We start from the raw sequence: 18,127 nt of genomic DNA, 5'->3' as shown, positions 1-18,127 counted from the left end.
TTTTGTACGAAGTAAGACTGGAAGCTTAAGCTCACAAAACTTATAGGGGGTTATCTTAATGAAACAGACGAAGTGGCTGTCACTCCTGCTGAGTACCGGGCTGCTGCTCGCTGCAACTGCCTGTGGTTCTTCTAACAACACGAATAGTAACGGGGAGAACGCTTCAACAGCAGCACCAGCTTCTGCAGAAGCAACCGCCGCACCGGGAACGTCAGAGAATGCTGCCAAGCCGGAGTTGAAATCGCTTAATCTGTGGTCGAAGGATGATTACAATACGTATCCGCTGGCCAAGGTGATCGAAGAGCGGACCGGCTATAAGGTGAAGTATGAGATGCTACCCGCCGACAAGGCGATGGATAAGCTCAATCTGCTGATCTCCTCTGCCGAGCCGTATGATGTCATTACCATTTCCGGTGAAAAAGCCGTGTATACCGATTATGCCAAAATGGGCGCACTGGTGGATCTGACCCCGCTCATCGAGGAGTTCGGCGATAATATCAAAGCTTCCATCTCCCAGGCGTCCTTCGATGCAATGAAAATTGACGGCAAAATCTATGGTATTCCCAACAGCTCCTCACAATTTGCCGGTGCCGATCTGATGATCCGCCAGGACTGGCTCGATAAGCTGGGGCTGAAGACGCCGACTACACTGGAGGAGTTCACCGAAGTGCTGAAGGCCTTCAAGGAGAAAGATCCTGGCGGAACCGGGAACAGCGGCGCCCCGATGTCAATCGATGGTGCACTGGCAACAACGGCGAATATTACAGGTGCCTTCGGAATAGGCACGAGCTGGAATACGGTGGACGGCCAGCTGGTTCCGGCCCCGCTGCATCCGGGCTTCAAGGAATATTTGACGTACATGTCCGATTTGTATAAACAGGGTCTGCTCGATAAAGAATTTGCCGTGAACAAGGATGCTACTCTGAAGGAGAAATTCACCAGCGGCAAAATTGGAGTCATTCAGCTGCCTTGGTATGATATTCCCGGAATTGCCGATGCCCTGACCAAGAACTTTCCTGATGCCAAATATGCTTACCTTCCTGCCCTCAAAGGCAAAGACGGTCAAATGGGCCTCGGCATGAGCGGCGGGTTCGACCGCATCACCTTCATTCCCAAATCTGCGAAGCATCCTGAAGATGCGATTAAATGGATCAATGCCAAGCTGGAAAAAGAAACCTTCAAGCTGATTGCCATCGGTGAAGAAGGCAAACATCATACGTATAAAGACGGTGTCTACAGTCCGATCCTGCCGCTGTTCACGGACGAACGCGGCAACGCCAGCAATTATCTGACCGGTATAGACGAGAAGCTGTACCCGATCTATTGGCAGGCCCGGGTGCAGAAGGATGCCCGCCTGTTTGCAGGCTTCTCTTATCTGAACAATGAGCTTCCGGCGGAAGCGAGAATTGCCGATCCGCTGGCGCTGGCACCATCTCTGCCGGAATATTCGAAGAACAACGCTTCGCTGAATCAGATGATTAATGATTTCGCCGTCAAAGTCATTGTCGGTGAAGAGTCCCCGGATGCTGTGGCTGATTTCGCCGGGAAATATAAAGCTGCAGGCGGAGAGGCCAGCACCAAAGAGGTAAATGACTGGTATGCTACAGTGAAGAAATAGAATCAAAGAAAACTTTTTAGGAGGTAAAAGAATGAACAGCTACAGGATGCGGAGCCGTGAAATTCCGCTGCAGGATTCCTGGGATGTCATCGTTGCAGGCGGCGGGCCGGCGGGTTGTACGGCGGCCGCTGCCGCAGCCCGGGAAGGGGCAAAGACGTTGCTGATCGAAGCAACAGGCAGCCTGGGCGGAATGGGCACATCGGGACTAGTGCCGGCCTGGTGCCCGTTCTCGGACATGAAGACGATCATCTACCGGGGACTGGCGATGAAGGTGTTTGAAGCCTTGAAGGCGCAGATGCCGCATGTGAGCAAAGAGGCGATGGACTGGGTTCCGATCGAGCCCGAGAAGCTCAAGGTCATCTATGATGAGCTGGTAGCCGGAGCAGGGGCCACGGTGCTGTTCAATACGCAGCTGGGTTCCGTGGAGGCGGATGAGGAAGGTAATGTGCTGGCGCTGATTACTGCCAGCAAGAATGGACTGCAGGCGCTGAAGGCCAAGGTCTATATCGACTGCACGGGCGATGCCGATGTAGCGGCCTGGGCGGGAGCGGAATATCTCAAGGGTAATACGGCAACCGGTGAGCTGATGCCTGCCACGCACTGTTTTACCTTGGGCAATGTCGATGAATATGCTTATCTGAACGGTCCGCTGCTGCATAACAATAACAAAACCAGCCCGATCTTCGATATTCTGGGCTCCGGCAAATTCCCCTTAATTCCGGACTCGCATATCTGTAACAATGTCATTGCTCCCCGGACGGTGGGCTTCAACGCGGGACATCTATGGGATGTGGATAATACGGATGCCTTCTCCGTATCCGCTGCATTGATGCAGGGAAGGAAGCTGGCCTCCGTCTATAGGGATGCCCTGGCAGAATACATGCCTGCCGCGTTCGGCAGTTCTTATGTAGCCAACACCGGCTCGCTGATGGGCGTACGGGAGACGCGGAGAATTACCGGTGATTATGTGCTGAGTGTGGAGGATTACGTTAACCGCCGCAGCTTTGCGGATGAAATCTGCCGCAATAGCTACTTCATTGATATCCATGGGACGGAGAAGGAAGAGAAGCAGGCCGGGGGCAAGCCGGAGGTCATTAAACGCTACGGTCCGGGAGAATCGCACGGCATTCCATACCGCTGCCTGACGCCGCGTACACTGAAGAATGTGCTGGTCGCGGGACGCTCGATCTCCTGTGTCCGTGAGGTGCAGGGGAGTGTGCGGGTGATGCCGGTCTGTCTGGCGATGGGCGAAGCGGCCGGGATAGCCGCAGCACTTGCCGCGAATCTGCCGGATTATGATGTGCATGCGGTGGATGTAGCTGTGTTGCGCAAGCGGCTGAAGGAGGAAGGCGCTTATCTGCCGGATCCCGCAGACGGAACAGGATTTGGTGATCCGGGTGCGGCGGCAGGAGAAGAGGGAAAACCGGTGAGGTATCACTGAGATACGAAGCAAAATAATGCTTAGCTAATAGCTGTTTCCAAGCAGGCAATCTCCCGGGCGTCGGGGGGTTGCCTGTCTTGTTGTACAGGAATCGTACGCTTTAACGAGGGGCCTAAGAGACGATAGGGTTAACGAGCCGAATGTATGCGAAAAACCGAATACAATGTGCCCCTGATAGGGTAGATGAACCGAATGTATGCGAAAAACCGAATACAATGTGCCCATGATAGGGTAGACGAACCGAATGTATGCGAAAAACCGAATACAATGTGCCAATGATAGGGTGGACGAGCCGAATGTATGCGAAAAACCGAATACAATGTGCCCATGATAGGGTGGACGAGCCGAATGTATGCGAAAAACCGAATACAATGTGCCCATGATAGGGTAGACGAGCCGAATGTATGCGAAAAACCGAATACAATGTGCCAATGATAGGGTGGACGAGCCGAATGTATGCGAAAAACCGAATACAATGTGCCAACGGTAGAGTAGACGAGCCGAATGAGGCTGCATCCCTCTGATTCCAGCGGATGCAGCCCCAAGTTAGTTGCTGTTAAAAATACTGATAATCCTATTATTTTACCGTGGCTCCGTCAACCTTGCGTTTGAGTAGGATCGCGTTGATCTCGCCGCCGGCGAGGATAATAATCGAGCTGATATACAGCCAGATGAGCAGAATCATTACGCCCCCGAGACTGCCGTAGGTTTTGGTGAAATCACTGAACTGATTGACATAAATGGAGAAGAGAACTGATGTAATAATCCAGCCGAGGGTCGAGAACAGCGCACCGGGCACCACCTCACGCAGAGCCAGCCTGCGGCTTGGGGCGATCCAGTAGAGTAGGGTGAACACAATGAACATGACCAGCAGCGGCACGGCGTATTGCAGCAGATCCCATAGCTTCTGGAAACCGTAAGGCAGATCGGTCAACAGGAAGACCTGTGTCTTGAGCCATGTACCGAGGACCAGCAGCAGAATGCTGAGCAGTACGACAAAACCGATCGTCAGGGTAGCGAGGAAGGCGATCCCTCTTATTTTCCAGAAGGCCCGGCTCTCATCAATGTCGTAAGCGCGGTTGAGCCCCTTAATGATTGCATTGACCCCCTTGGAAGCGGCCCAGAGTGTAGCCAGCATCCCGAAGGATAACAGCGCCTGACTGCGTCCCTCGGACACATCCTGCAGAATCTCTTCTATAATAGAGACGGCTTCGGCAGGCATCACCTGTTCCAGCTGCTGGATTTTGTCCTCCAGGGAAATATTCGCGTACCCGATCAGGGTCATAATGAAGATCAGAAAGGGAAACAGCGACAGAATCAGATAATAGGTCAGCTGTGCGCTGATCCCCTGGACGTCATCGGCTTTGATTTTTTGCAGCAGCTGTTTGATGAATGTGAATGTGCCGCCGGAACCGGCAGTCCTTCTGCTCATATAGCCCTCCTTCACTTATTGCGGTATAGGCTTGTTTATGAAAATATATCCATATATATGTGTCCCGCACAAAATTATCCTTAGGATCAGCAAGCTTGGTCTTATTTTAACACAGGGGGAGGTAAGAAACAGAATGGCGGTAGACTATTAATTACGGAACAGGTTAAGGCATTACCTTGGGAAGACGCAGCCGGTCCGCCAGCTTCTGCATTCTCTCATCAGCGTAAGCGTAGATGCGCATATAGCTCTGGCAAAAATAGTCGGGACCGCTGAGGCCTTCCTCCGTGTTCCATTTCCGGTTCCGGGGGCATCCGCCATAACACAACCGCTGCCATTCGCAGGATTGACATTTGTCCGGGAGAGCGGGCTTCATCCGGTGGAACCGCCTAAAGTTGGGATGGGCAAGCATATCCGCAATGGAATCTTCGGCAACGTTGCCGACCTTCCACTCCTCATTGATGTAGAAATCGCAGGGGAAGGCGTCCCCGTTCTGCTCCAGCACCAGGCTTGAAGGACATGCTGCGCGGTGTACACAGGATTCCGCTTCCCCGCCCAGGTAGACGCTGAGCATATTATCGAAGAACCGTACCGATATTTCGGGCTTGCCGTCCTGATACCATTCGTCGAAGGCTTCACACAGGAACTCCCCGTATTCGTCCGCTGAAATTTCATATTCCCCCGGCTGATCAACCTGCTGGGCTCTGAAGTCCATGCAGGGGATAAACTGAATGAACCGGAAGTCCTGCTCCCGGTAGAACGCCATCAGTTCCCGGGCTTTGCCCACATTGCCTTTATGAATTACTGTCAAAATATTAAAGTCAACCTGGTGCCGGCGAAGATGGCCGATGCCGTTCATCACCTGGCTATAACTGCCTTTGCCTGCGGCATTCACCCGGCGTGAGTCATGAATCTGCTGCGGGCCGTCCAGACTGACTCCGATCAGGAAATGATAAGTTTTGAAGAAGGCAGCCCACCGCCCGTTGATCAGTGTGGCGTTGGTCTGCAGGGAATTACTGATAACCGTATGCGGCGGGGCATGCAGAGCCTGGCGGTATACGACTTCTTCGAAGAATTCGTAGCCTGCCAGCAGCGGTTCTCCGCCCTGCCAGGCGAAGGTGGCACTGCCTGAGCTGTGCTGCATATAATCCTGGATGAATTTATCCAGAATGAAAGAATCGATCCGGTTAATTGCCGGTCCGGGCTTCCCTCCACAGGTACTGTAATAACAATAGTCACAAGCCAGATTACAATCCTCTGATACCGTCTTCCACATGACACCTAAACCGGACTGAGAACCGGCAGCGCAATTGAGAGACACAGCAATCCCCTCCTGTCTTCCTATTTATTCCACATACCAGTCATTTAGCAGCATGATGGCCGCTCCGGTGGCTACGGCCTCTTCTTTAAGATGTCCTTGCGTAAAAAACGGAATGTTCTCGGGGGAGGGATAAGTGTTCTTCCTGGCGACCTCAACTGATGTGTCGAATACAAGCTGATGAGCCCGGACCAGGGGGCCGCCCAGAACGACACACTCCGGATGAAGGGTATTAATCAGATTAGCCAGCCCGATCCCCAGGTACGCAGACGATTCCGTGAATTGTTCAGTAACGAGCTTGTCCCCTTGTTGGAGAGCTTCAGATATGGAGTTAAAGGTGACCTGTTCCGGAGAAATCTCCGCTAGTAAGCTGCTGCGTCCAATCTTTAACTGTGTGCGTACACGCTCTTCCAGCGCCGGAACAGACACGAAGGCTTCAAGGGCTCCGTAGTTTCCTTTGCCGTGCAGTCTGGGGCCGTTGGTCTGGATAATCATCTGTCCCAGCGCTCCCTCTGCCCCGGAGGCGCCCCGAACGATATGGCCGCCGGACATCATCGCGAATCTTATAGTTGTTCCGGCATGTACATACAGGATGTGCTGATAATTGTTGGACTTAAGAGCCCGGTGCTCACCGATGAGGGCGCAGTTTGCGCCATTGTCAAGCTTGACCGGTATTTCAAGCCGTGCCTCCAGCATTTCGCAGATGGGGACATTTGTCCAGGAGGCGGCCGGAAAGTGCTCCGGCTCCAGAATAATCCCGCGTTCAGAGTTCAAGGGACCGACAGAGCCTATCCCCAACCCCAGAACGCTGCCTGGCGATATTCCATACTCCGACAGAAGAGCCCGGGCACTGTCAGCAACATGATCCGCGAAAAGCGGGGGCGTCATGCTATCATCCATTGTCCACCGGGTCATAGACAGCAGATTGAAATGCATATCATACAAGCCAAGTGAAGAATGAATGCGGGAAATTTCCAGCCCGAACAGATACCTGTATGCCGGGTTACACTGGAACAGGATGGGCTTCCTCCCGCCTTTGGAGGTTCCCAGCCCGGAGGCAATAATTAACCCCTGGGATGACATCTCATCAAGAAGACGTGTCATACTGCTGCTGGTCAGTGCAAAATCATTCAACAAATCGGCTTTGGAGGCAGTTCCCAGATAGGATATGCGGTCATAGACCTGTTTTTTGATAGACGTATTAGGGTGGGGCAGCATCAGGCTTATCTCCATTTCCAAGTTTATTAGTAGGAATACCTAAGATAATTCCAAAATGATATTTATACAACGAAAATAAGTCTATATACACTCTGATTATGAAGTAATAACAGAATATTTACAATAAAATTCATGACTTTAATCCAAAATGAAATTAATTATGCTAAAATACAAGTGACATCTCTTGGGAGAGCAGAAAAGAATGTAAGGGTGAACGGGAATGAAGCAAAGAGTCGGCAGGAAAATGAATTTGCTTTGGAGTATTTTTTGCGTATTTTTCAAAATTGGACCCTCCACCTTTGGAGGCGGTTATGCCATGATTGCAACCATCGAAGAAGAAATTGTACGAAAAAAGGGCTGGATGAATGAAGAGGAAATGGGTGACATGATATCCGTGTCCGGTTCCGCTCCTGGAGGGGTTGCCGTCAATAGCGCAACGTTTATCGGCTATCGTCTTGGCGGAGTGGCGGGAGCCGTGGCTGCCGTCACTGCAATAACCCTGCCTACCTTCCTGATCGTGTTCCTCCTCAGCGGGCTCAGGCTTTTATTCAAAGACAACGTCAAGGTAGAAGCTGCTTTGAAGGGCATTCATGCCGCGGTAGCAGCCTTGATTATTGTTGCGGCCGGTAAGATGTGGAAAGCTTCTGTTCTGGACGCGGCGACGTTTGTGCTTGTAGCTGTATCGCTGGCCTTGCTGTTGTTCACGCAGATTCATCCGTTTTACCTGATTGTGGGCGGGCTGACAGCCGGGGTCCTGGTGGTTCTGTACAAAAAGAAACAGGGGATGAGCGTAGTTACGGAAAAGGTGAGAACGGAGGAACGCCGTGACCTGCAGTTTCCTGAATACTACATCTGAAGGGTGATTATCTTATGCTGTGGGAGCTGTTGCTGGTTTTTATAAAAGTGGGGTTAGTTTCTTTTGGGGGCGGTTATGCGGTTATTACGCTGATTCAGCGGGAGGTTTCCGAAAAAGGATGGATGGGCAGCGGCGCTTTTCAGGAAATTGTTTCTTTGGCAGGGATGGCTCCGGGCTCCATCGCGACGAATACCGCGACCCTGATCGGATACTCCAAAGCCGGGCTAGGGGGAGCGATAGCGGCAACGGTCGGCATTATTCTGCCATCGCTTATTATCGTCATTTGTATCGCTGTCTTCTTTCTGAAGCTGCAGAGCAATGACTGGGTCAGATCTTCATTCTACGGACTGCGTCCGATTGTAACCGGCTTGATTCTCTATGCGGCGGTTCATTTCGCATTTAGCGGACAAAGCGGGTCCTGGTTAAGCTGGACTATGGCGGGCTCGCTGCTGATCTGCGGCGGATGTCTCGTTCTTGTTGCCAAATATAAGGTGCATCCGTTTGCGGTGATCCTCCTGTCGGCGGTAGCAGGCATTGTTATTTTCTGACTAAATATATTATTCCAAAAAAAAGCGTGAGCGAAGGGAGGAACCCTTGCTCACGCTTTCTTATTTCTTCATGCACCGGCCTGCTTCAGGCATGATGTATTCTCGGCATAGGCAGCGGTTCCTTGCCCAGCTCCGCCCAAATATATTTCAGCAGAAGCTCAGACTTCAGCTGCCCGTGTTCCGGCTCGTCCCACAGATTATGAAGTTCGTGCGGGTCCTGCACTAAATCGAAGATTTCGCCGTACTGCTGATTGAAGTAGACCGTAATTTTATATCTTGCATCAATATAAGTCTTCTGGTGAATGGTCGTGGGCTCATGCCGGAATTCACAAATGGCATGGTCACGCGCCTGATTCTTGCGGCCCAGCCATACGTCCTTCTGATCCACACCGGTCATCGACGAAGGAACAGGAAGATTGGCAAAGGATAAGAAGGTAGGCGCCAGGTCAACAAGTGACTGGATTGCATCCGACTGTCTGCCTGCCGGAACATGCCCGGGGTATCTGACGATGAACGGAAGCTTAATTAAATCCTCGTAATGAAATCCTCCTTTGGCCTGCAGACCATGTTGTCCGAAGAAATGCCCGTGATCGGTTGTAAAGACGACGAGTGTGTTCTCGGCGAGTCCCAGTTCATCGAGCTTATCAAGAATGCTGCCAATATACTTATCCATCATGCTGATCATTCCGTAATAGACCGCTACCAGTTTCTTTTTGTCGTAATCCGTCAGGAGCGCTTTATCCCCGTATTCATAATACAGGTGGGAGCGGTACCCGTGAATGCCGAAGCCTGTTTCCATGAACTGCGAGAAGTCGGGGTTGTCTTCCTGTGTCATGCCGAAATGCGGCGGATTCCGGTCATGTTCCCCGGGCGTCAGTGAAGGAATAGTCAGCGTGTCAGGGTTATACATCGAATCCCAGGGCTCCGGCACCAGATATTCAGGATGCGGATCAAAGAAGCTGGCCCAGAGAAAGAACGGATCTCCTGATTGTTGATGCTCTTCCAGGCGGGCCTTGCTCCGCTCTGCAATCCAGGTGTTGTAATGGTATTTCTCCGGAATGGGCCATGTGTAGGTTACAGACGGGTCCATTGTCCCTGTTGGAGGGAGGAAATAATCCCGCCAATTGTGACATCCCTGTTCTTCCAGCCATAAGGCATAATGCTGGCCGACATGAGCTTCGTTCGTATGGTTCCGGGCAAGCTCCACATGGTCGAATCCGTAGAAGGACTCGTGGAAACCGCTCCAGTAATCCAAATCCTGCAACAGCGGGTAAGCCTCCTTCGATTCATATTCCTCCGTGGACTTCAGGGGCTGAAAATGGGCTTTGCCGATCAGCGAGGTCTGATAACCCGCTTCACTGAAGTCTTCCCCTACCGTGTGGCGGTCCTCCAATAGCTTCGTTCCGAGTGTCCATGCCCCATGCTGGCTCGGGTACATTCCCGTGATGATAGAGGAACGGCTTGGCGTACAGGTTGGATTCGGGCAATAAGCCCGGCCGAAAGTTGTCCCTTGCTGTGCCAGCCGGTCCAGATTCGGGGTGGAGATCTCGGGCTGGAAGGCACCGATGGTATTCCAATGCTGTTGATCGCTGGTAATTAGTAAAATGTTAGGTCTACTGGACAATGGTTATCGCCTCCTATTATGATAATATTGAAAAAACAACATTTTTTAAATAGCCTGATGTTAGATCTGAATTGTCATTTTGTTAGATGGAGGGAGTGGGGATATGTCAGGAGTGTTGCGCAATCTGCAGGAATACGAATATGAATATGCCGAGTTTATCTATTATTCACCCGGCTATTTGGATAGGGAGGGACAGCTATGGCCTGTCCGTGCCGGCCGCAGTCAGGCTAAGCCGAACTACAGGGTGGGTCCCAAAAGGATCGAGTGCTATAGCCTTCATTTCGTGTATGAAGGAAAGGTTGGCCTTAACTATGGAGATGAGCACATTGAACTGCAAAAGGGCGACATGTTCTGTCTGTTTCCGGATCAGACGTATCATTATTACATTATTCCCGCGGAATCACCGCTGCAGATGAGCTGGCTTGCGCTGGATGGAAGCAGGGTGTTGCCGCTGCTGAGGCTGACCGGGATGGTGCCTGAGAAGCCGTTTGCTCTTGGCAAGGTGACATCCCGTATAAAGGATATGCTGGAACGTATATTCGGGGCAATGACAAGGTACGGGCGGTGGGACCCGGCTGTGTCCTTGGAGCTTCAGGGACAGACCTGCGAGTTGCTGGCCGGCCTGATGCCTGGAGCATTCCCCGCTGATACACCATCACCTTCAGGCTGGGTAGGGGAGTGTATGGAATTTATGAACCTCCATGCTACTGAAGGGATATCCGTTCAGCAGGTTGCATCGTATGCGGGTGTACACCGATCCTACTTCACCAGTGCTTTTACAAGCCAGACCGGCGTATCTCCGCAAAAGTACATCCAGAACATCCGTATGGGTAAGGCTAAACGGCTGCTTGCCGAAACCGATGCTTCAATCACGGAAATCGCTTTGTCACTCGGCTATCCCAACCTGTATACGTTTACCCGGGCTTTCAAGTCCTATTACAAGACTTCACCGCTGCATACCCGTTCGGCTGGAGGCGGATAACGGCACGGTTTTGTTTTCTCATAATATGATAGCGCTTACCGAAAGTCATTTCCCTCATGTGAAGGAGAGACCGAGATGAGATTTGCAGCTCTGCGCAATAAAATATCACCGAAGCTGGGGATTCAGGGGAAAATATTCATCGCGTTCGGACTGCTCAGTCTATTCTCTATTGTAACGATCACCTCTATTATCTATCTGAATATGCGTGAGACGATTAAGCATAACGCCATTACTTCGGTTGCGGACAGTATCCGTCAAGCCGACGAATCCCTGAATCTTATGTTTGAGGAGATCGATCGTCTGAACACGGTTGCCGTTACGAATAAAAATACGGTAATTGATATATTGCTGAGCCCCAGCGAGGAAATCAGCTACGAGTGGTTTCTGGAGCAAAAGCGGATTAATGAATTTCTGTCAGGTCTGATCGGTTATAAGCCTTATATAACACGCATCGCTGTAATAGGCCTGAACGGTAAGGTTTTCTTCACCGGGGGACCTTGGATTGACCGTAATTTCCTGCAGACGCAGGCGATGGACTACATGTTAAACAACGGGGAACGCCACGCTTATTTCAAACAAGAGGGCAGCCCGGATGTGATTTCCGTCGGCCGTGTCATCCGGTATAACAGGGAATCCATTGGTGTGGTGATGGTGGATTTGAACTATGATTTCATCCGCAACACGTATGGCGTCAAGCCGACAGCGGACAGTGTCCTGTATGTACTGGATGAACAGATGGAGCTGGTATACCAGTCTGATTCTGCCCCTGCATCACTCTCGCCGCAAATGACAAGAACGATATATACCGCTCCGCAGCTTGATGGAACAGCTGTTCAAGAGGCGGCAGAGCAGAAGATTGACGGTAAGTCCTATATTGTCGTCAGCCGCCGCTCCGGGCACACCGGCTGGATTACCCGGGCGCTTATTCCTCTGGATTCTCTCGTGAGTGAATCGGTGAAGGTCCGGAATCTGATGGTTGAAGTATCAGTTATCGTCTTTGTCGCAGTTTTGCTGGGAGCCATGCAGATGTCCTCCCGGACTACACTGCAAATCCGGCGGCTCAAAACGATGATGATGCGGGTGAAGGACGGTAATTTATCCTTTCCGCGTATGGAGATTAACTCGAAAGACGAAATCGGTGAACTCTACACTGTGTTCATCAGCATGATTGATGATCTGAAGCGGCTGATGCAGGATATCCGGATCAGCGAGCAGGCGAAACGTGAAGCTGAGCTAACGGCACTGCAGGCGCAGATCCGTCCTCATTTTTTGTACAACACGCTCAATACCATCAAGTATTTGGCTAATCTGAACGGTGTGCCGAATATTGAAGAGGTCTCTGGATCTTTAATCGAGCTTATGCGCGGGGTGCTGGGGAATTCAAGTGAATTTCTTACCGTCAGGGAAGAGCTGGATTATGTGAACTGCTATATGTCGATTGTGAAATACAAGTATATGGAGCCGATAACGGTTCAGGTTCAAGTGGAAGATGATGAGTTGCTGGAATGCCGGGTGCTTAAGCTGATGCTCCAGCCTATTGTGGAGAATGCCATCCTGCACGGGGTTGTCCCGTCGGCCAGAGGCGGACTTATTCTGATCAGAGTATACGGGGAGGGCGGGGATCTGTTCATAGAAATCATGGATAACGGGCCGGGGATGTCGCGGGAGAAAATGCGGCTGCTTCTGGAATCCGGCAGGGAGGGAAGCGCGTCGCGCTTCAGCGGAATCGGCGTGCGGAATGTGCATGAACGAATCTGCAGAATGTACGGGGAGCCGTACGGTATCACGCTGTTCAGTGAAGAAGGATTGTATACCAAGGTGGTCATTCGTTTGCCGGAGATTCGTACGGATGAACGATCCGCAGAGGAGGCAGGTTGAATGTTGATTCAAGTACTGCTGGTGGATGATGAACCGCTGGTACATCATCATCTGTCAACGATGACGGATTGGCGGAATCATGGTTTTGAGATTTGCGGAGAAGCCTATAGCGGGCCGATGGCGCTCCAGGCTCTTGAAGAATTGCAGGCGCATATCGCAATTATAGATGTAAGCATGCCCGGTATGGACGGAGTGGAGCTGCAGCGGACTATCCGGGAGCGGTATCCGGCTGTAAAGACAATTATGCTCAGCAGCTATGATGATTATGATTATGTACGGGAATGCCTGAGGAACGGGGCTGCCGACTATTTGCTGAAGCACCGCCTGAATGACCAATCCCTGATCGCCATTCTGAAGAAGGCTGCCCGGGAGCTGGAGGAGGAGACCGAAACATCGGGTCTGCGGCTGGAGGACGGGAGCCTGGATGCGGGCAGCAGAACTGAAAGTTTACGTGAGCAGACGCTCCGGCTGCTGGCCGGCCAGCCGGAGGCTGCCGCCATACTTGACAAGAGCATGCGGCTGAGCGGACTTTCGCCTGGTGTGGTCTGTTATATGGCCGCCGCTGTCCAAATCGTCCCCTTCCTGCTGTTGACCCAGACACGCAGTGATGTGCAGATTAACGGTCTGGTCCGGCAGGCAGTAGAACTAATGCAGCAGAGTCTCGGCGATCTGCCCGAGCGGATGGCCGTTTATGTGGAAAATGGCCGTTTGGCCATCCTGTTCGCCTTCAGAGAACGGAGCGAGCAGGCTGCCGCCAGCGAAGCTGGCCGGCTGATGAGCAATGTCAGCCATTCGCTTGAGCTATTCCTGAATTTGAAATGCACTTATGCCATAGGCCATATGTGCAGCAGCCTGTCCAAGCTCGAAGACAGTTACCGTTCGGCCGAACGTGTCCTCGATAACGCTGCTACACGGCAGGAGCCGGATAGCAGTCTTAACGATCCCCGCCTCCTGATGACGATCGGGAATCAGAAGCAGCTGCTTCTAGCCATTGAGCGGCTGGATATGGAAGAGGTAGAGCGGTCAATTACCGGTGCGTTCGCCTCTGTCCAGAAGCATCCGCTTCATTCGCAAAGTGTGCAGATGATTGTCAGCGAGCTGCTGGCCATAGGGGAAAAGACCTTAACAAGAGATGAAGCTGGAGATGGCGGACTGCCGTCCCGGGAAGAACTCGGCAATATCAATAGCGTAGCAGGGCTGGAACGGTGGCTGATAATTTATTACGAAGGTCTGCTGGACCGGCTCCGCCGGAGACAGGCGCAAGGCTCCTATTCGAGGCATGTGTCCCAGGCGGTTCAGCTTATTCTGGAACGTTATCAGAGTTACATTACGCTGGAGCTGACCGCTGACCTGATCGGGCTTAACCCGTCTTATTTAAGCCGGATTTTCAAAGAAGAGACGCGGACGACCTTCTCCGAATATTTGAACCGTGTCCGTATTGATGCAAGCTGCAGACTGCTCGAAAGCGGAAAATACACGGTTAAGCAAATTAGTATTCAGGTCGGGTTCACTACGTACAATTATTTTTTCAAAGTATTCAAGGAGCTGACCGGCACGACGCCGCATGCCTTTGTGAGCCGTCCGCCTGCTGCGAAATGAAACAGTAAGATAAGTGTAGTAAAAAGTCATATATGTGGAATTCCCCTCTTTGCGGGCCCGGCTATAATAAAGTCACATCAAGGGAAGCGCTTACAACGATGAGTTGAGCGAGATCTAAAAGGAGGTTATACAGACATGCGTAAACAACGAACTAAAACGGCGCTAAGCCTGATGGTCATTGCCGCACTGGCAATGGCGGGGTGCAATTCAGGAGCAGGCAACGGCAATGAGGCTGCACCTAAGGCGACCGCAGACCAATCGGTGAGCAAGGACGGGTTTCCGATCGTGCAGGAACCGGTGAAGCTGAGTATGTTCACCCGGATCGCTCCCGTCAACGGACCCTTCAAGGATATGCCGGTCTTTCAGGATTACGAGAAGCTGAGCAATGTGCAGGTGGAGTTCACTGAAGCACCAACCGATGGCTTTCAGGAGAAAAAGAATCTCCTATTCGCCTCCAATGAGCTTCCAGATGTGATGTACCGCTCCGGAATCACCCAACTGGAGGCCATCCGTTACGGCTCGGGCGGCCAGCTCATTCCGCTGGAGGATCTGATCCGCGACTATGCCCCGAATTTCAACAAGCTGATGGATGAGTATCCGGAGATCCGTGCGGGCATCACGACTCCGGAAGGCCATATTTACGCGATTCCGGGCATCGTTACCCTGAGTGCGGCACGGACAGACAAGAAGTGGATTAACCAGGCCTGGCTGGAGAAGCTCAACCTGAAGGTGCCGGAGACGACGGATGAGCTGTACGATGTGCTGGTCGCCTTCCGCGATCAGGACCCGAACGGCAACGGCCAAAAGGATGAGCTGCCGCTGACCGCGCGCGTCGGCCTCAGCGTCGTGACGATGATGAGCGGATCGTTCGGACTGGATCAGCAGTTCGGTTACAACATCAATCTTGAGAATGATAAGGTTGAAATCTGGATGGGCAGCGAACAGAACAAGGAAATGCTCATGTACTTGAGCAAGCTGTATGCAGATAAGCTGCTGGACCAGGAAGTATTCTCCCATACGGAGGCCCAGTTCCTGGCCAAGCAGGGCTCAGGCAAAACGGGCATGTTCTTCGACCAGACGAATAACAATTTCCTGCCGATCTCGGATCAATATATCGGCATTGCGCCGCCGGCAGGTCCGCACGGAGACCGGATGCAGAGCCAGACGGCTCCGATCCCGCGTGACTTTGGGGCGTATGCCATTACTTCAGTCAATAAATATCCGGAAATCTCCATGCGCTGGGTCGACTATTTCTATAGCGACGAAGGCTCGACGCTGCTGCGGTTCGGGCGGGAAGGCGAACATTATGAGCTGAAGGACGGGATTCCCTATTACAAGGAAGAGTATTCTACTTCCGAGACCCAGCCGAAAATCACACCGTACGCCGGCGGAGGGGCACCGCATCTGATCAGTGAGCATGTAGCTTCTTATATCAATCCGCCTCAAGTGCAGGAAGCGCAAAAGGCGCTGGATCCGTACATGCCCGCAATCCGCTATGCCGCTCCAATGTTTGACGAAGCAACGGCCCAGAAGGTGAACATGCTGCGCAATGACATCGACAAATATTATGAAGAACAAAGCACCAAATTCATCGCGGGTGCGCTCAGCTTCGACAAATGGGATGAATTCCAGGCAACCCTGCAAAAGATGAATGTCGAAGAGCTTCAGCAAATTTATCAGGAAGCCTACGACAAGATGGAGAAATAGGCTGATCCTATTGGATAGGAGCGGATGTTCATGAATAAGGCGGAGATTCATAATACGGCTGCAGCGCCCCGGTTCCGCCGGGAACCGGGGCGCCGCCTGGTCAGGCAAATTGCCAGAAGATACGACTTGTATCTTATGCTGCTGATCCCGGTCACCTGGTATTTAGTGTTCCATTACGGCCCGCTCTACGGGCTGCAGATTGCCTTCAAAAATTTCAATCCGGGCAAAGGGATTCTCGGCAGCAGCTGGGTGGGATTCGAGCATTTTCAGCGGTTTTTTGACTCCTATTATTTCTGGAGGCTTCTCTGGAATACGCTGTCCATCAACCTGTTCTCCCTGCTGATTGCTTTTCCGGTTCCGATTATGCTGGCACTGCTGATCAACGAAATCGGCAGCAAGAGATACAGTAAATTACTGCAGAACGTCACTTATATCCCGCACTTTATCTCTGTTGTTGTTATCGTGGGCATTCTGACTGTGCTCCTGTCACCAAGCGGCCCGGTCAACATGCTGATTCAGGCGCTTGGCGGTACGCCGACCCGCTTCATGGAATCGGCCGCATGGTTCAAAACGATCTTCATCAGCTCAAATATTTGGCAGAACATGGGCTGGCAATCCATTATATACATCGCTGCGCTTAGCGGAATTAATCCGCAGCTGTACGAAGCGGCCAAGATGGACGGTGCGTCACGTATCCGGCGTATCTGGCATGTCTCTCTGCCCGGAATCATTCCGGTGATCGTTATTTTACTGATTCTGGATATTGGGCAGTTCATGAACATCGGGTTCGAGAAAATATTGCTGATGCAGAATAATTTGAATCTTGAATCAAGCGACGTGATTTCCACTTTTGTATACACTACCGGAATTCTAAAGGGCGAATACAGCTATACTGCCGCAATAGGGCTTTTCAACTCCCTGATTAACCTGACGCTGCTCCTGCTGGTGAACCGGTTTGCGCGCAAAACGTCGGATACGAGCCTGTGGTAATGGAGGAGGAGACGGGCAATGCCTAAGGATGTAATTATAAAAGCCCCACCCGATGATAAGCGGTTCGACGTTATCGTATACCTGCTCGCAGCGGTAATCATTATTTTAGTGCTCTATCCATTACTATTTGTGGTCAGCGCTTCGTTCAGTGATCCCGCCAGGGTCCTGAACGGGGAAGTATGGCTGCTGCCCAAGGGCGTGACACTGGAAGCCTACAGCAATATTTTGCACAACGATAAAATTTGGACCGGATACCGCAATACGTTGATCTACACAGTTGTTGGAACAAGTGTCAATATTATGATGACTCTGCTTGCCGCATACCCGTTGTCCAGACCGGATCTTCCCGGACGCAAGCTGCTGATGCTGATTGTGACCCTGACCATGTTCTTCAGCGGAGGATTGATCCCCAGTTATCTGCTGGTCAAAAACCTCGGGATGGTCGATACAATGTGGGCGCTCATTATTCCCGGAGCCATTTCTACGTACAATCTCATTGTTATGAGAACTTACTTTGAATCCAGTATCCCGTGGGAGCTGCAGGAGGCGGCTCACATCGACGGCTGCTCCAACTGGAGGCTGCTGATCACTATCATTCTGCCGTTGTCGAAGCCGATTATTGCCGTAATGGTTCTGTTCTATGCCGTTGGACACTGGAATTCATTCTTCAATGCGCTGATTTATATCCGCAGCGAGGACCGGTACCCGCTGCAGCTGGTGCTGCGCGAAATACTGATGATCAGCCAGGCTGCCTCTGTAGACGGGGGGAATGTCGGGCTGGAGGATAAAATCCTGCTCTCCGAGAGCATTAAATACGCGGTCATTATCGTGTCCAGCCTGCCGGTGCTGCTGATGTATCCTTTTGTTCAGAAGCACTTCGTTAAAGGGGTAATGATTGGTTCAATTAAAGGTTAATCGG

Annotated in this window: 14 protein-coding genes; 10 read left to right on the top strand and 4 right to left on the bottom strand. The window is 51.7% G+C overall.

What is annotated here, in order from left to right; genetic code table 11:
- Nucleotides 1-58: 58 nt before the first annotated feature.
- The gene (locus tag GC101_RS18285) at nt 59-1,618 is read left to right on the top strand and encodes an extracellular solute-binding protein (RefSeq protein ID WP_171718407.1); all 1,560 of its coding nucleotides are present in this window, start codon (nt 59-61) and stop codon (nt 1,616-1,618) included.
- A gap of 31 nt (nt 1,619-1,649) precedes the next feature.
- Nucleotides 1,650-3,059 (top strand): FAD-dependent oxidoreductase, encoded by a 1,410-nt coding sequence (locus GC101_RS18280; protein ID WP_171718406.1) that lies wholly within the window; start codon nt 1,650-1,652, stop codon nt 3,057-3,059.
- A gap of 577 nt (nt 3,060-3,636) precedes the next feature.
- Here GC101_RS18280 and GC101_RS18275 read toward each other — a convergent pair.
- The 3 genes from GC101_RS18275 to GC101_RS18265 all read right to left on the bottom strand — a co-directional run bounded on the left by GC101_RS18275 (nt 3,637) and on the right by GC101_RS18265 (nt 7,024).
- Complete coding sequence (locus GC101_RS18275; protein WP_171718405.1) at nt 3,637-4,491, bottom strand: YihY/virulence factor BrkB family protein; 855 nt, start codon at nt 4,489-4,491, stop codon at nt 3,637-3,639.
- A 163-nt stretch (nt 4,492-4,654) separates the two neighbouring features.
- Nucleotides 4,655-5,809: an anaerobic sulfatase maturase gene (locus GC101_RS18270; RefSeq protein WP_343049749.1), complete on the bottom strand. Its 1,155-nt coding sequence runs from the start codon at nt 5,807-5,809 to the stop codon at nt 4,655-4,657.
- Between the two features lie 24 nt (nt 5,810-5,833).
- Complete coding sequence (locus tag GC101_RS18265; protein ID WP_171718404.1) at nt 5,834-7,024, bottom strand: ROK family protein; 1,191 nt, start codon at nt 7,022-7,024, stop codon at nt 5,834-5,836.
- A gap of 220 nt (nt 7,025-7,244) precedes the next feature.
- Here GC101_RS18265 and GC101_RS18260 point away from each other — a divergent pair, with 220 nt between their 5' ends.
- Complete coding sequence (locus GC101_RS18260; protein ID WP_171718403.1) at nt 7,245-7,880, top strand: chromate transporter; 636 nt, start codon at nt 7,245-7,247, stop codon at nt 7,878-7,880.
- A gap of 14 nt (nt 7,881-7,894) precedes the next feature.
- Nucleotides 7,895-8,428 (top strand): chromate transporter, encoded by a 534-nt coding sequence (locus tag GC101_RS18255; protein WP_171718402.1) that lies wholly within the window; start codon nt 7,895-7,897, stop codon nt 8,426-8,428.
- A gap of 85 nt (nt 8,429-8,513) precedes the next feature.
- Here the strand turns inward: GC101_RS18255 and GC101_RS18250 are convergent, their stop codons facing one another.
- Nucleotides 8,514-10,052 carry a sulfatase family protein gene (locus GC101_RS18250; RefSeq protein ID WP_171718401.1) on the bottom strand — a complete coding sequence of 513 codons (1,539 nt, stop codon included), beginning with the start codon at nt 10,050-10,052 and terminating at the stop codon, nt 8,514-8,516.
- A gap of 103 nt (nt 10,053-10,155) precedes the next feature.
- Between GC101_RS18250 and GC101_RS18245 the strand changes: the two genes are divergently transcribed.
- The 6 genes from GC101_RS18245 (at nt 10,156) to GC101_RS18220 (ending at nt 18,123) form a co-directional block, all read left to right on the top strand.
- Nucleotides 10,156-11,034 carry an AraC family transcriptional regulator gene (locus GC101_RS18245; RefSeq protein ID WP_343049748.1) on the top strand — a complete coding sequence of 293 codons (879 nt, stop codon included), beginning with the start codon at nt 10,156-10,158 and terminating at the stop codon, nt 11,032-11,034.
- Nucleotides 11,035-11,109: 75 nt separating this feature from the next.
- Entirely contained in the window at nt 11,110-12,912 is a 1,803-nt protein-coding gene (locus tag GC101_RS18240) for a sensor histidine kinase (RefSeq protein WP_171718400.1), read from the top strand.
- Nucleotides 12,913-14,511 (top strand): response regulator, encoded by a 1,599-nt coding sequence (locus GC101_RS18235; RefSeq protein WP_246354392.1) that lies wholly within the window; start codon nt 12,913-12,915, stop codon nt 14,509-14,511.
- 135 nt (nt 14,512-14,646) lie between these two features.
- Nucleotides 14,647-16,218 (top strand): extracellular solute-binding protein, encoded by a 1,572-nt coding sequence (locus GC101_RS18230; RefSeq protein ID WP_171718399.1) that lies wholly within the window; start codon nt 14,647-14,649, stop codon nt 16,216-16,218.
- Nucleotides 16,219-16,248: 30 nt separating this feature from the next.
- Complete coding sequence (locus tag GC101_RS18225) at nt 16,249-17,208, top strand: ABC transporter permease (protein ID WP_171718398.1); 960 nt, start codon at nt 16,249-16,251, stop codon at nt 17,206-17,208.
- Nucleotides 17,209-17,226: 18 nt separating this feature from the next.
- Entirely contained in the window at nt 17,227-18,123 is an 897-nt protein-coding gene (locus GC101_RS18220; RefSeq protein ID WP_171718397.1) for a carbohydrate ABC transporter permease, read from the top strand.
- Nucleotides 18,124-18,127: the final 4 nt, after the last annotated feature.

The sequence above is a fragment of the Paenibacillus phytohabitans genome (genome assembly GCF_013141775.1).
GTDB classification, from domain to species: Bacteria; Bacillota; Bacilli; order Paenibacillales; family Paenibacillaceae; genus Paenibacillus_AQ; species Paenibacillus_AQ phytohabitans.
Note: the sequence above shows the minus strand (reverse complement) of the source record. Positions and strands in the feature narration are given on the sequence as shown.